This is a genomic window from Chitinimonas naiadis (assembly GCF_054780835.1).
On sequence record NZ_BAAGVO010000006.1, the window covers coordinates 115,180 to 131,313 of the forward strand.

A 16,134-nucleotide genomic window follows, 5' to 3' on the forward strand; every position below is an offset into this window, starting at 1 on the left:
CATGAACCAGAATCAAAATAACATTCCGGAAACCACCCCCCGCTGGCGTGCCTTCGTGGCACGCGGGGTACTGCTCGCCTACTTCTGGCAAGCCAACCTCGCCTGGGCTTCCGTCGTGGCAGACCCGAACGCCGCGGCCGGTAACAAGCCCATCGTCGATGCAGCCGGCAACGGCGTCCCGGTCGTGCATATCGCCCCGCCTTCGGCCGGCGGCGTATCGCGCAACCAGTACGACCAGTTCAACGTCGATCAGCGTGGCCTGATCTTCAACAACGCCACCCAGAACACCCAGACCCAGTTGGGCGGCTATATCACGCCCAACCTGCAGTTCGGCACCAAGCCGGCCCAGATCATCCTCAATGAAGTGACCGGCGCGCGCGACAGCCAGCTGCGCGGCTTCATGGAAGTTGCCGGCCAGCAGGCCGAGGTCATCATCGCCAACCCCAACGGCATCAGCTGTGACGGGTGCGGTTTCATCAACACCACCCGCGCCACGCTGACTACCGGTCGCACCCTGTTCGGCGACGGCGGCAGCATTACCGGCTTCGACGTCAGCGGCGGGCAGCTGCTGATCGGCAAGAATGGCCTCAACGCCAGCAACCTGAGCCAGCTCGACCTGTACGCGCGCGGCCTGAGCGTGGAAGGCGAGATCTGGGCGCCGCTGCTGAATGTCATCGGCGGCACCAACCGGATCGACCGCAATACGCTGGGTGCGACCGGCATTGGTGGCAGTGGCGCGGCACCGCGTTTCTTCCTCGACGTGGCCAACCTGGGCGGCATGTACGCCAACCGCATCTACCTGGTCGGTACCGAAAAGGGCCTGGGTGTGAACAGCGAAGGCCAACTGGCCGCGCTGGGCGGTGAGCTGACGCTCAGCGCCAATGGCGACGTTCGCCTGCACCATGTCTACAGCAAGGACCAGCAGCAGATCAGCACGCCCGGCGCCGTGGTATTCACCGGCCAGAACAATGCCGATGGCCAATTGAAGCTCAGCGCCGCCACGGTGGAGAACCGCGGCGAGATGTACCTTGCCAAGGGCCTTGCGCTCAACACCACCGGTTTCAGCAATAGCGGCGCCATCGTCGTGCTGGGCAACCAGGCATCGACCCTGGATTTTGGCCGCAAGCTGGATAACCAGGGCCAGATCAGCGCCGCCAGCGACCTCAACCTGCGTGCCGATGTCCTCAATGGTGACAAGGGCAGCATCAAGGGCCTGGGCAAGCTCGACATCCGCGCCGGTGACATCAGCCTCAACCAGGCGACCGTCCAGGCCGTTGGCGACATCCGGCTCGCCGCGCCCACGCTGGGCCTGCAAGGCACGACCGTCCAAAGCAGCGCCGACATCCAGCTCGATGGCGAACGCAGCATCAACCTCAACGCCGCCAACCTCGCTGCTGGCGGCCACGCCACGCTGACGGCGGCGCAGGTCGAGGCCGGCAAGGCCAATCTGACCGCCAACGGCAACCTCACGGTCAACGCCAGCGACGCGTTCAACAACCACGCCAGCGTACTGGGTGCCATTGGTGACGTGAACATCAACACCGGTCGCCTGGATAACGGCGCCGGCACCCTGGTGGCCGAAGGCAAGCTCAACATCCGTAGCGATGCCGGCCTGACCAATGCCGACGGCACGCTGTCCGGCAAGCAGGGCGTGAACATCCAGACCGGCCTGCTCGACAACAGCGCCGGCAAGCTCCTGAGCGACAAGACCATCACGCTGACCTCACAGGACGGCAAGACGCTCGATACGCTCAAGAACCAGAAAGGCATCATCGCCAGCGCCGGCATGGATATCCGTGCCCGCAGCGTGGACAACACCGGCGGTACCTTCAACAGCAGCGGCGTGGCCAAGCTCGATTTCGGCACCCTCCGCAACGCGGGCGGCGCTATATATAGCAGTGACCTCCTGACGCTGAACGCACAGGCGCTCGACAACAGCGGCGGTCTCATCGGCAGCAAGGGCCAGGGCAGCATCAACGCCGCCAGCCTGAACAACCAGGGCGGCAAGCTCCTGGGCGATGGCAACCTGTTCATCCGCAGCGATGCACTCGACAACCGCCAGGGCCAGATCGGTGGCGCCGGCGCCATTTCGGTGGATACCGGCGCTGCGGCGCTGGACAACCGTGGTGGTCAGATCAATGGCGGCGCTGCCGTCAGCGTCAGCACCGCTCAGTTGCTCAACAATGGCGGTCTGGTAGCTGCCGACGGCAGCGCCAGCGTCAATGCCGGTTCCATCGATAACCAGCACGGCACGATCTACGGTGGCCGGGCACTGGCGGTACAGACCGCCAACCTCGCCAACGGCACCGGCCTGATTACCAGCAACGGCCAGGCTGATCTGAACGTCGGCCAACTGGACAACCAGGGCGGCGCCATTGCGCTGGCCAGCGGCAATCTGCGCGCCGGCGATATCGCCAATGCGGGCGGCCAGATCACTGCCAGCGGCAGCCTGGGCCTGCAGGCCGCTACCTTGGACAATGCCGGCGGCAATGTGGTGGTGAACGGCTCGCTCGACGCCGATCTGCGCAACCTGCTCAACGGCAAGGGCGTGATCTCGGCCGGGCAGACCCTGCAGATCAAGAGCGCCTCGCTGGATAACCACGACGGCATCCTGACCAGCGGTGCCAATACCAAGATCGCCACCAGCCAGCTCGACAACAGCGGTGGCCAGATCGAATCCGCCACCGACGTCGACCTGACCCTGGACGGCCAGGCCCTCAGCAATGCCGGTGGCCGCCTGGTCGCCGGTCGTGACCTGAGCGTGAAGGCCGAGGGCGTCGACAACAGCGCCGGCATCATGACCGCCGGTCGCGATATCTCCCTCGACGCCGGCAAGGGCCAGCTGCAGAACGCCAACGGCCGTATTGAAGCGGCCCAGAAGCTCAAGCTCAGCGCGCTGACCCTCAACAACCAGGGCAATGGTCGCATGACAGCCGGCGCCGGCATGGAGCTGGCGGCGGACAACTTCAATAACGACGGTGCCACGCTCGCCAGCGCCGGCAGCCTGCTGCTCAATATCAAGCAGACGGCCTCCAACCAGAACGGCGTGATCACGGCCAAGGGCGACCTGGGCATCAGCGCCGACAATGTGCTGAACAACGGCGGCACCCTGATCGCCGACAAGAACGTCGCCATCAGTGGCAAGACCCTGCTCGACAACCAGAATGGCCAGATCTACGGCAGTGGTGACCTGCAGATCGCCGGCGGCACCATCGACAACCGCGGCGGCAAGCTGCTGGGTGCCGGTACGGGCTCGCTCGATGCAACCACCCGCTTTGACAACGGCAATGGTCAGTTGAGCAGCGGCAAGGACCTGCAGCTCAAGGGTGGCGATATCGCCAACGGTCTGGGTACCATCGCCACGGCCGGCAGCCTCAGCGGCGATATTGCCAAGCTCGACAACCAGAAGGGCCAGCTGCTCGCAGGTACCGACCTGACGCTCAAGGCCGGCCAGATCGACAACCGCCAGGGCCAGCTCGGCGCCAGTGGTGCGCTCAGCCTGCAACTGGCACAAAGCCTCAATAACGATGCCGGCGTGGTACAGGCCGGTGGCGCCCTCAAGGTGCAGGGCGGCCAGCTCAGCAACCAGGGTGGCCAGCTCAATGGCGGTACCGATGTGCAGATCGCCGTCGGCAGCCTCAACAACAACGCCGGCAATATCGTTGCCGGCAAGGCACTGGACCTGACGTCCGCTGCGATCAACAACCAGAACGGCCTGATCGGCGCGCAGGACAAGCTGGCCATCGCCGCCAGTGGCGCGCTCGACAATACCGGTGGTCGTCTCCTGACCGGTGGCAATGCCACGGTCAGCGGCCAGGGTCTGGTCAACCAGAACGGCAGCATCCAGGCCGGTGGCGACCTCAAGCTGGGTTCGCTGAACGGTACGCTCGACAACAGTAACGGCAAGATCGCCACCGCCGGCACGCTGGACCTCAGTGGCCGCGACATCCGCAACCTGACCGCCGGCAGCATCGTCGCCGGTCATGGCATCAGCGTGGTGGCCGAGCGCTTCCTGAACCAGAACGCCAGCCTGACCGCCAACGGCAACTTCGCCGCCACCATCAGCCAGGATTTCAACAACGACAAGGGCAGCCTCGCGGCTGCGGGTGATATCCAGGTCCAGGCGGCCGATATCAGCAACCGCCAGGGCAACCTGGCCAGTTCCGGCCAGGTCAATCTGGCCGCGACCAACACCCTCGACAACGCCCAGGGCACCGTCTCCGCCACCGGCCTGCTGCAACTGGCTGGCCGCGAGATCGGCAACCAGGGCGGCGTGCTGGTCGGCAACGAGCAAGTCAACGTTGCCGCCGCTCAGCGCTTCGATAACAACAGCGGCAAGCTCTACGCCGGCAAGTCGCTCGACATCACCAGCCCGACCCTGCTCAACCAGGGCGGCATCCTGGCGGCCAATGACGACATCCGTCTGGCTGCCAACCAGCAACTGAACAACCAGTCCGGCGTCATCCAGTCCGGCAAGGCCATCCAGCTCGATACGGGTGACCTGATCAACAAGCAGGGTGGGATCAACGCGGCACAGACCCTGGTGCTGAACGCCACCACCCTCGACAACGCCGGCGGCACCCTGGCCGCCACCCAGGCCCTGAGCCTGCAACTGGCCCAGGGTAGCAACGGGGGGGTGATCACCACCCAGGACCAACTCAAGCTCGACGTCAGCGGCAGCTTCGACAACGCCGGCGGCCGCCTGTTGGCCGAGACCGGTCTGATCGCCAAGGCGGACAGCCTGCGCACCGGTACCGGTGGCCTGATCGCCAGCAATGGCGCCATCAGCCTGACAGCCCGCCAGCTCGATAATCAGGGCGGCGGCATCGCCACCGCCAAGGATGCAACCCTCAACGCCGACCAGTTCGATAACCGTAGCGGCACGCTGCAGACCCAAGGTGGCCTGCATCTGACTACTGGTCAGTTCAATAACGGCAAGGGCACCGTCGCCGTGGGCGAGGCCGCCAAGCTGGCCTTGACCAGCCTCGACAACAGCACTGGCAAGATCAGCGTCGCCAAGACGCTCGACATCCAGGGCAAGGACCTGGTCAACGGTGGCCAGATCATCGCCGGTGAAGGTGTGACCCTCACCGCCGACCAACTGCGTAACGGCCCGGGCAGCATGGCCAGCGGTGCCGGCCTGCAGCTCACGCTCGGCGGCCAGCTTGACAACCGCAATGGCCAGTTGCTGGCCAATGGCGATATCCAGATCGACGCCAGCGCTGCCAGCAATGGCGGCGGCCTGATCAACACCGCCGGCAAGGCCAAGGTGGAACTGGGCAATGGCCTGTTCGACAACGGCAACGGCCAACTGCTGGCCGAGGGCGATATCGACCTCCACGCCAAGCAGCTCGACATGGCCGGCGGCACGCTGGCCAGCAACGGTAAGCTCGCGCTGCAGCTCGATCAGTTCAACAGCAATGGCGGCAAAGTACAGGCCGTTGGCGACCTGAACCTCGATGTACGTCAGATCCAGCATGCCGGTGGCGCCGCCATCCAGGCCGGCCAGAACCTGACCGTGCAGGCAGACAGCATCGCCGTGGACCACGCCAGCCTCGCTTCGGGCGGCCAGTTCACCATCAACGCCCAGCAACTCAACAACCAGGGTGGCCAACTGGCTGCCGGCAAGACGCTGGACCTCAAACTTGCCCAGCTGACCAACGCCGCCAACGGCAGCATCGCCGCCAATGACGGCCTCACCATCAACACCACCCGCCTGGACAACCTGGGCGGCACCCTCAGCTCGGCCGCTGCGCTCAATCTGCGTACCGACGCGCTGAACAACAATGGCGGCCAGATCGTCTCGGTCGGCGGCATGCTGCTGGATACCCAGCAGTTCGCCAACCTCGGCACCGGTCGCATCGCCAGCAGTGACAGCATCCGCATCCAGCTGCCCGGCGCCGCCTTCAGCAACGAAGGCCGTATCGAAGCCCAGCAGGATATCGAGCTCAGCAATACCGATATCACCAACCACGGCGTGATCAACGCCAACCGCACGCTGCGCCTCAACGCCAGCCGCATCGACAACCGCAACGGCACGCTGGGTTCGGGTTCCGACCTGAACCTCAACCTCAGCCAGCTCGACAACACCGGCGGCAAGCTGCTGTCGGACAAGTCGCTGACCGTCAACGCCGCGCAATTGAGCAACCAGAACGGTACCCTCAGCGCCGGCCAGGACCTGGCCCTGACGCTGCCGGGCGCGCTGGTAAACACCGGCGGCAAGCTGGTGGCCGGCCACAACCTGCAGGTCGCAGCCAGCGGCATGGACAACAGCGGCGGCCAGATCGCCGCCAACGGCAGCGTCACGCTCGACCCGCGTGGCGGCGCGCTGACCAACGTCGGCGGCAGCATCGGCGCCGGCAGTGCGCTCACGCTCAATGTCAGCAGCCTCAACAATCGTAGCGGCAGCATCGTCGCCAATGCGCTGGACGTATACAGCGGCGGCATCATCGACAACACCAACGGTACCCTCGGTGCCAACACCAACATGGCGCTGCACGGCAGCAGCCTCGCCAACGGTGGTGGCCAGGTCTCGGCCGGCAACCAGCTGGTGCTCGATGTCGCCAGCATTGGTAACCGTGGTGGTTCGCTGGTGGCCGGCAACAGCCTGGTCTTCAACCCGCTGTCGGTCGACAACGTCGGCGGCACCATCGCCTCCTTGTACGGCAACCTCGACATCAACACCGGCAGCCAGGCCTTCAGCAACCAGGGCGGTACCCTGCAAGCCGGCGGCAGCCTCAACATCAATACCGGTGCTTTCAGCAACGTTGGCGGCAACCTGAACGGTGGCCAGATCAACCTCAGCAACGGGGGGCTGTTCGACAACCGCAACGGCCATGTCACCGCCAGCGGTAGCGCCAGCATCAACGCCCAGGGCGTCGATAACAGCGGCGGCAGCGTACAGGCCGTCAACGGCCTGACCGTGGACACCAACGGCCAGGCGCTGAACAACCGCGCCGGCCAGTTGCTGGCCAACGGCGCCGCCACCCTCAAGGCCGCCAGCCTGGACAACCAGGGCGGCACCGTCGGTGCCGGCGGCAGCCTCACCGTCACCACCACTGGCTTGGTCGATAACCAGGCCGGCGGCAAGCTCCTCAGCAACGGTGGCATCACCCTTTCGGCCGCCAACCTCGACAACCGTGGTGGCCTGGTCGAATCGACCGGCAATGTCGGTATCACCACCGGTAACATCAACAACCAGGGCGGTGCCCTGCGTGCCGGCCAGACCCTGACCGTCACCGCCACCAAGCTCGACAACACCGCGGCCGGCAAGGTCGAAGGCGGCAACGTCAGCCTCACCCTCACCGACCTGGACAACCAGGGCGGCGGCGTGCGCTCGGCCGGCAACACCACCATCAAGGCGACCAATATCGACAACCGCGGCGGCGAGCTTTCCGCCGTCGGCGTGCTGGATGTGACCGCACAGGAACTCAAGAACACCGGCGGCGCCATCAGTGCCGACCAACAGGTCAAGCTGGCGGCTGCCCGCTTCAGTGCCGACGGCACCATCAAGTCGCACGGCGGTGCCGAGCTGCACATCGATACCGACTACACCAATACCGGCGTAGTCGCGGCCGATGGCTCGGTCACCTATTTCGTGAATGGCAATGTCGCCAACGCCGGCACCATCAGCGCGGCAGACAACCTCACCATCCACGCCAATAACCTGAACAACCAGAACGGCGCCCTCATCGTTGCCACCCAGACCCAGCTCGATGTGAGCGGCCGTCTGGACAACCAGGGCACCATCGACGGCAGCACCGTGCGCGTCAACGCCGGCACGCTGGACAACACTGGCAGCATCTACGGCAACGACCTTTACATCGGTGGCGGCAACGTCAACAACAACGGTGGCGCCATCGCGGCCCGCAACTACCTCAATATCAATGTCGGCTCGCTGACCAACCAAAATGGTGGCGACATCCTGAGCCTGCGCGACGGCGCCATCTCGGCCGGCAACCTGCTCAACAGCGGCTCCACCATCCAGGCCATGGGCAACCTCACGGTCGGTGGCAACATCACCAACCAGGGCCTGAACGTCCAGACTTCCGTCATTACCAGCGCACCGGTACACAAGGAAGAAGTCATCATCGCCGGCCAAAGCCAGGCCTATGACGCTTCCATGTTCACCGGTCTGGGCGGCAGCGGCGACAAGGTGGGCCGCATCGTCCACCCGGACAAGTACGGTCAGCGCACCACGCTCACCGTGGCCTACGAGTACGTTTGCGAATCCAACGGCGACAACAACGTCTGTAAGGACGTCTACAACTACAGCGCCACCGACCCGATCTTCGCCCGCTTTGGCGTCACCCCGCCGATCGCGCAGCCACCCATGGACTGCACGGTCCAGTGGAGCGATAGCGGCAGCCCTTGCGACAGCGCCCAGGAAAGCGCCTGGAACGCTTACAAGGCCAGCCGTGACAGCGCGTACGGCCAGCTCAATGCCAAGATCGACGGCTACAACGCCGAAGTGAACGAAGACAACCGTCAGGAGTGGTTCGAGGACTACACCTGGATCAAGTACGACCAGACCACCAAGGAACTGGCCGCGACCGTGGGTACCCCTGGCCAGATCCTGGCCGGCGGCAACCTCAGCATTGCCGGCCCGCTGAACAACGACAACGGCTGGATCATCGCCGGTGGCGACATCAACGGTGAAGGCAACGTCAAGAACGTCGGCATCGAGGGCTACAAGGAAACCAGCAAGCTGGGTACTGCGCAGTTCACCCATGTGGATAGCTGCGGCACCTTTGGCAACAAGCATTGCCGTCGTTGGGACGGAGCCCAGACCTACAACCCTGGCGCGGTGAAGGTGCGCAGCGATGTACAGCCTTCCCGCGTAGAGAAGCACACCAGTTCGGGTGCGGGCGGCAGCGCCGGCGGGACCACCGCGGGCAACGTCGGCCAGGTCGCCAACGGCGGCCAGACCGGCCAGGGCAACGGCAACACCGTCACCGCCGGTAACGGCAACGCCGGCCTGGGCAAGACCACGGCCGATCAGGCCAATACCACCTCCGGCGGCCCCACGGGCGGCGCCGGCAATGTGGCCGTCAACAAGGCCAACCCGGACGCGATCAACGCGGCCGATGTCAACGGTCCTGGCGGCCAGCAGGTGCAGCAACAGGTCAATGGCGGCAATACCAACCAGAACCTGCAGACCGCCAATGGCGCGGGCAGCACCGGTACGCCCACGGTCAATGGCCCCAATGCGCCCGCTGGCGTGACTGGCCCGACGATCGGCCAGACGCCTGATGCGCAAGGCACCACCGGCAGTACCGACAAACCCGTGGTAGAGAAGGCCGGCGGCCCTGGCAGCACCAGCGATCCGCAGGTGGCCAAGGGCGGCGTCGACGCCGTCAACACCCCGAACAAGCCCAAGGGCCCGACCGAAGTCGTGCGCACCACCGGCGACGTACAACTGCCACAGAGCAAGCTCTACCAGCAGCACAACGAACCAGGCGCGAACTACCTGGTCGAGACCGACCCGCGCTTTACCCGTTACCAGAACTTCCTGGGCTCGGACTATTTCCTGAAGCAGATCGCGCTGGACCCGAGCCGCACCATGAAGCGGCTGGGCGACGGCTTCTATGAACAGCAGCAGGTCTCGCAACAGATCATGCAGCTCACCGGCCGCCGCTATCTGGAAGGCCAGACCAACGACGAAGCCAGCTACAAGGCGCTGATGGATGCGGGCGTGCAGTACGCCAAGCAATTCAACATCAGCCCCGGCGTCTCCCTGAGCGCCGAGCAGATGGCCGCCCTGACATCCGACATGGTCTGGATGGAAGAGCAGGTCGTGAACGGCCAGACCGTACTCGTGCCCAAGGTCTACCTGGTACGTGGCGCCAATGCCGATCTGCGCCCCACCGGCGCGCTGATCGCCGGCAACAACGTCAACCTCAAGACCGACGGCCAGATATTCAACAGTGGCCAGATCGGTGCCAACGGCACGCTGATCGTCAACGCCGGCAACTTCGTCAACGAAGGCGGCCGCGTACAGGCCACCAATATCGGCATCGCCACCACGCAAGACCTGATCAACCGCTCCGGCACCATCGCCGGTAGCAACCAGGTAGTGCTGAACGCCGGCCGTGATCTGGTGATCGACACCCGTACCCTGGTCACCCAGGGCCTCACTGGCAGCCGCGTGAACGTGGACCGCGCCGGCACCGTACAGGGCGCCGATGTAGTACTGAACGCCGGCCGCGATATCGCCATCAACGGCGGCAAGGTAGACGCCACGGGCGACCTGGCCCTGATTGCCAAGGGCAAGATCGACCTCAACGCCATCGCTGGCAGCGACAAGCTGGACGTGAACCTGGGCCGCGGCAACTACCTGCGCCAGGACGAGATCACCCACCAGTTGTCCGAGCTGAATGCCGGCAAGGACCTGGTGGTACGTGCGGGCGACGCCCTCAAGCTGCAAGGTGCCAACCTCGCGGCCGAAGGCGGTATTGCCCTCACCGGCAAGACCATCGACATCAGTGCCATCAAGGATCTGACCAAGCAGGACATCCGCACCAGCGACAAGAAGAGCTGGCAAGCCTACGGCAGCAGCGACGAAATCGCCCGCGGCGGCAACGTGATCGCCGGGGGCAACCTCAGCGTCAACGCCCTTGAGGGCAGCATCAACCTGCTCGGCGCCCAGCTCGCCAGTGGCGGCCTGCTCGATATCAAGGCCAAGCAGGACGTCAACGTCCAGGCCCTGCTCACCGAGCACAGCAGTTACCTCGACAGCATCAGCAAGAGCGGCAACGCCCTGAGCAAGAAAACGACCGAGAAGCACGAGCGGAGCGAATACAGCCAAGCAGAACAGAGCCAGCTCACCGGCAACCTCGTCAACATCAACGCCGGCCGTGACCTCAGCATCATCGGCAGCAATGTGGCCGGCGTGGGTGACGTCAACCTCGTGGCCGGTGGCAAGATCGACCTCGCCGCCAGCCAGACCCTGCTGGACGAAAGCCACTACCAGTCCGTCAAGAAGAGCGGCCTGGGCGGCACCGGTGGCTTTGGCGTGACCATCGGCACCCAGAAGCAGACCAGCACCGACACCATGCACAACGTGGTGAACACCGGCAGCACCATTGGTTCTGCGCTGGGCAACCTCAACGTCAAGGCCGGTACCGACCTGACCGTGGTGGGCAGCAACCTGGCCAGCCAGGGCGACATGAGCCTGCAAGGCCAGAACGTCCTGATCGACAGCAGCTACAACACCAGCGAAAGCCGCCAGACCTTTGAAATGAAGCAAAGCGGCCTGACCCTCGCCTTGACCGGCGGTGTGGTCAGCGCGCTGGAAACCGCCATCAACGCCGCCAAGCGTGCCGATAGCGCCAAGGACGACAAGCTCAAGGCCATGAGTGCGGTGAAGGCGGGCAATGCCACGCTGGAAGCTATCAAGGGTATGAGCGCGGCGGGTGATCAGCTCAGCGGCATCGGCAAGCAACTGCAGAACCCGAATACGGAAGCGCCAGCGGACAAGAAGGACGCCAATGGCGGCATCAACCTGCGTATCACCGTGGGTGGTAGCCAGCAAAAGAGCGAGACCAATGCCAGCAGCAGCACCTCGGTTGGCAGCGGCCTGACCGCGGGCGGCGACATCAAGGTCGTCGCCACCGGCAGCAAGGGTGCCGACGGCAAGACCGAAGGCGGCGACCTGAGCATCATCGGCAGCCACGTCAACGGCCAGAACATCACCCTGGACGCAGCGGGTGATCTGAACCTGAAGAGCGCGGCGGATACCACGCAGCAAAACAGCAAGAACAGCGGTGCCAGTGCGGCCGTGGGTATCAACATCGGTACCGACGGTATCGGCTTCTACATCGGTGGTAGCGCCAGCAAGGGCAAGGGCGATGGCAGCAGCACCACCCACCAGGAAACCACCATCAACGCCAGCAACAAGCTCACGCTGGCGAGCGGTGGCGATGCCAACCTGATTGGCGCCGTGGTGAAGGGTGACAGCATCAAGGCCGATATCGGCGGCGACCTGACCATCAAGAGCGAGCAGGACGAAGACCGCTACAAGCAGCAACAGATCAGCGTCTCCGGCCAAGCCGTGATTGGTGTGGGCGCCAGCGCCAGTGGCAGCATCAACTTCAGTAAGACCAATAGCGACTACAAGAGCGTGATGGAGCAATCCGGCCTGTTCGCAGGCAAGGGTGGCTTCGACGTCAATGTCGGTGGCAAGACCGAACTGACCGGTGCGGTGATCGCCAGCGAGGCCGATGCCAGCAAGAACAAGCTGAGCACGGAAAGCCTGGCCTTCAACGACATCCGCAACGACGCCAAGTACAGCGCCATCAGCGTGGGTGTGAGCGGCGGAACCGGCGGCGGTGGCATTACGCCGAGCGTTGGCCTGCCGGCTGGCAAGAACGCCAGCGGCACCACGCACAGCGCAATCGCCGATGGCAGCATCGAAGTGCGCGGTGACAAGGCGACCGGCAAGGACAGCACCGCTGGCTTGAGCCGCGACACCAAGCACGCCAACGACGGCAGCATCAACAAGATCTTCGACGCCGAGAAGGTGAAGGAGCAGCAGGAACTCGGCCAGATTGTTGGTGAGATTGGCTTCAAGCTGGTTGGAGATATCGCCAAGTCCAATTTGTTGGATGCGCAAAAACGAAAAGCAGATGCAGAGGCGCGTGGCGACGCCGAAGCAGTGGCCGTCGCGCAAAAGGATATCGATACGTGGAGCGAAGGTGGCGCAAGCAAGGTTGCCCTGCATACGGTCATGGGCGGCGTACAAGCTGCAGCAGGCGGTGGTAACGCGCTTGCAGGTGCTCTAGGTGCCGGAGCCGCAGAGGGCACACGCGATCTGACCAGAAGCTTGGACAAGGATACCCAGCAGTGGGCTAGCGTCCTTGTCGGTGGTGCGGTGGGATCTTTGGCAGGTGGCGTTGGTGCGGGTGCCGCTACGGCACTCGATGGCGAGCGCTATAACCGTCAGCTTCATCCTACCGAGATCGCTCTGGCCAAAGCGCGTGCGAAGGACTTTGCTCGCTTGCTGAATAATGGCCAAGAGCCAACTGTGCAGCAAGTAGCCGATGCTGAAGCACGTCTATTGAGCCAAGTTAATCGGAACGTAAACGCCAATAGCGACCTGTTCTTTGATGGTAAAGCGAATCAATTCCTGCAAACCATCGCACGCGACTACTCCCGAAGCAATAACGCGAGCGAATTGATTGTCGGAACAAATGAGGTCCTGTTTGGTAACGGCATTAGCCCATCCAGTTATCTCAACAGCAAGATATTCAGTGAATATCTAGGCCGGAAGGATGTGCATGACGCGTATGTGGAAATTGCGGGCTATTACTCTAAGGACACTCAAAGTAAGGCTGGTACTTATTTGCCTGGCTACTATTGGCGCGGTCAACTGCAAGACTACAACCGCCTGAAGGACGCAGCAAATCATGCTGCCGTTGGCATGGGAACTTGCATCCTGTCGTCCATAGTGTGTGCAGGCCTTAGCGGTGCGCAGGCTGGCGAAGGGGTCAATCAGGTTCGTCAGGGTAATAGCTGGGGCTGGTTGAATATTGCTTTGGGCACTGTGGGGGGAGTTGCGTCTGTCAAGGGAACTGGGGTTGTCGAAGAGGGTATCGGTAACCTTAAAAATACTACAAAACCTGCTAATGGCAGTATCAGCAAGGGTTCTGGGGGCAACGGACCAGTTCTTGATTTTGTATACAACAGCAAGACTGGGAGGTACGAGGTTCCAGTTGATGCCCTGACTGGTAATGTACCGGCCGTCGGTGGCGGCGGTGTCAGGATCGTAGGCTCTGGTGCTGGTAGTTCCAGCTCTCAACTACCAGTTTCAACTAACAACGCCACCAGTGCGCCCCTTGCTTTGATCGGGGCGGATTCGAGATCTTTGGTTCTGCTACCACCGAGTAATGTTCAAATTGCCAACTTTGGCGAATATAAGGCCATTAGTGGTGGTACGCTGCAGCCCAACACTGTTTACCAGTATCAAGGGAGTGAATTTGAGACTGACACGCTAGGACGCTCGATTAGTACCCGTGGTTTCATTGATACGTCCAGCACCGGTCAGCGCCTTCCATCCGTTGACAAGGGAATTGGTAACGCGGCCGGATCGAATAATTTTGACGTTGGCTTTCATCGCGGCGGTGATGCTTTGGGCTTTCCTGGAGGAGCTTTGAATGTAAATCCTGGAAATGGCAAGCCCATGCCAAATGATTTCCCTGGTGTGCCAAATTTGAATCAGGGAGCATATAAGCAGCTTGAAAATCAGCTGAGAGACCTCGCTAATACACCGGGAAATCGGGTTTATGCGGATTTTCGTGCTATCTTCAGTCCTGGGAATACGACCCAGCGTCCCGATGCATTTAGCGTCACTTATAGCGTTAATGGTGGGGCACCCAGAACGCGTGTTTTCAGAAATCAACCGGGAGGCTGATGTGGAAGAATTGGATCAATTTCAGATCATTCAAGAAATCGTCAGTACAGCCTTATCTGTCACCGAAGTAGGATGGTCAGAGCTAATAATTAAATATTATGTAGACGAGGAGCAGAGCGAGTTTTGCAACAGCTACCTTCTTGCTACAGAAAGAGGTGTGGAGGAACGAGCACTTCCATTTCTTTACGAATTGGACGTGCTTCTTCGAAGGTTGCAGCATCATCTCGCCAACGGGGGGAGGGAGCGGTTCTCATCATGCACGATCCATCTTTGGGCTGATGGGAGATATGATGCATCGTATGGATATGGCGCTGTGAATTGGAATGCCTTAGTAAATTCTGGTTGGAATTTCCCTAGGTAATTTTTGCGGGAAGGAAAATAGGGGACAGATCACGATTTTCTACGTAAAAATCGTGATCTGTCCCCTATTTGCTCCCCAAGGCTCATCCCGGCTATGTTTACGAGCCGGTCAGGGTCGTCGTCACCGACGTGCCCAGACACATGATCGACAGCGAGAACGAGAGATTGGGCTCAGGACTTGCAATCACACATAGGTTTGTCGGATTGCAAGACCTGACCGTCTCGTCTTTTATATGGACTGTGGTTCACGGAAAAACTAACTCCTGTCACTGCCGCGTCAACTCAACACCGTCTACCGTCATCTTCCACACTCCTGCCTCGTTATGTGGTGGAGCAGACACCACAAAAGTGGTAACCATCGGCCCAACCCCAACTACGAAATTGTTGCCCTGAAATTGCTGCAAGGGCGCATTGATCATGGTGTTGACGTTTCCGGTCACGCGTCGATAGGCTACGTCACCGCCCTTGCTAATCAGCAGCGTCATGCCAGTACCTCGCCATTCCCCTACGTAGTTCCATTTCTCTTGCGGCAGGGGTTGGGAGCAGCCTATCAGGGCAAGCACCAGAGCGAGAACGAGGTATCGTTTCATGGTTTTGACGGTGATACTGCTAAGTTGCATAGTTAAAAGTATAGCCCTGGAAAAAATGGGGTCAGGTCTTGCAATCACACATAGGTTTGTTGGATTGCAAGACCTGACCCCAATTTTGCGGAGCAATTTAAATCTGATGTTTCGTTTGTTCAAAGGTATGAAGTGGTGCGGTCATTTGATGCTCTTAGTGGCCCGATTGGACCGCAGATTGACCAGGTCACGGGGCGCTTGCTACCTGGTAGCAAATCAATCCTCCAACTGGATCTCCAGCTTCCGTGGAACCAGCGAACTCAGTTCCTTAAACCCGTTGGTAGCCCTGAGCCTCTGCCACCACACTGATTGATGTTCTTTCGTATATGTCGAGTGCACCTGTTATCGATTGGTCTGTGTGGGACGGCAAATCCGTCGTCCCATGGATATGGGGCGGCGTCTCTGCTCAGGTAGCTTTCCAGAGGCCACCAGTTGCTGTCTGCCCGCTTGTGACCCGAGGGCAGATGGCAATCATTGGAGACTTCGAAGAGTTTGGCGCTGAGAATCTCCTTGTCTATTCGTCCGGGGGCACGCTGTGGCGTAGGTACCAAGCACCCTCCCTAGGGGAGGGCGCCCGGTTTGGCTCTGTACGAGAGGTGGGTGCGGCGCTTGAGGTGACAATAGGCTATCAGGAAGACAAAGGGCGATGGATCGAAGTTGCTGGGACGCTGAACCTTGATGATGGAAGTGTTAGCGGGTTGCACAGGGGATATTAGGAATTAAGGTGCCTTATGATTAGCGACT

General features: G+C 61.8%; 2 protein-coding genes. One reads left to right on the forward strand and one right to left on the reverse strand.

The window, feature by feature from the left end; translation table 11 throughout:
- Position 1 precedes the first annotated feature (1 nt).
- Positions 2 to 14,410, forward strand: coding sequence for a two-partner secretion domain-containing protein (locus ACYVHK_RS19780; protein WP_460535681.1), 14,409 nt, complete (start codon positions 2 to 4; stop codon positions 14,408 to 14,410).
- A gap of 626 nt (positions 14,411 to 15,036) precedes the next feature.
- Here ACYVHK_RS19780 and ACYVHK_RS19785 read toward each other — a convergent pair.
- On the reverse strand, positions 15,037 to 15,255 hold the full coding sequence (locus ACYVHK_RS19785; RefSeq protein WP_460535683.1) for a hypothetical protein: 219 nt from the start codon (positions 15,253 to 15,255) through the stop codon (positions 15,037 to 15,039).
- Positions 15,256 to 16,134: the final 879 nt, after the last annotated feature.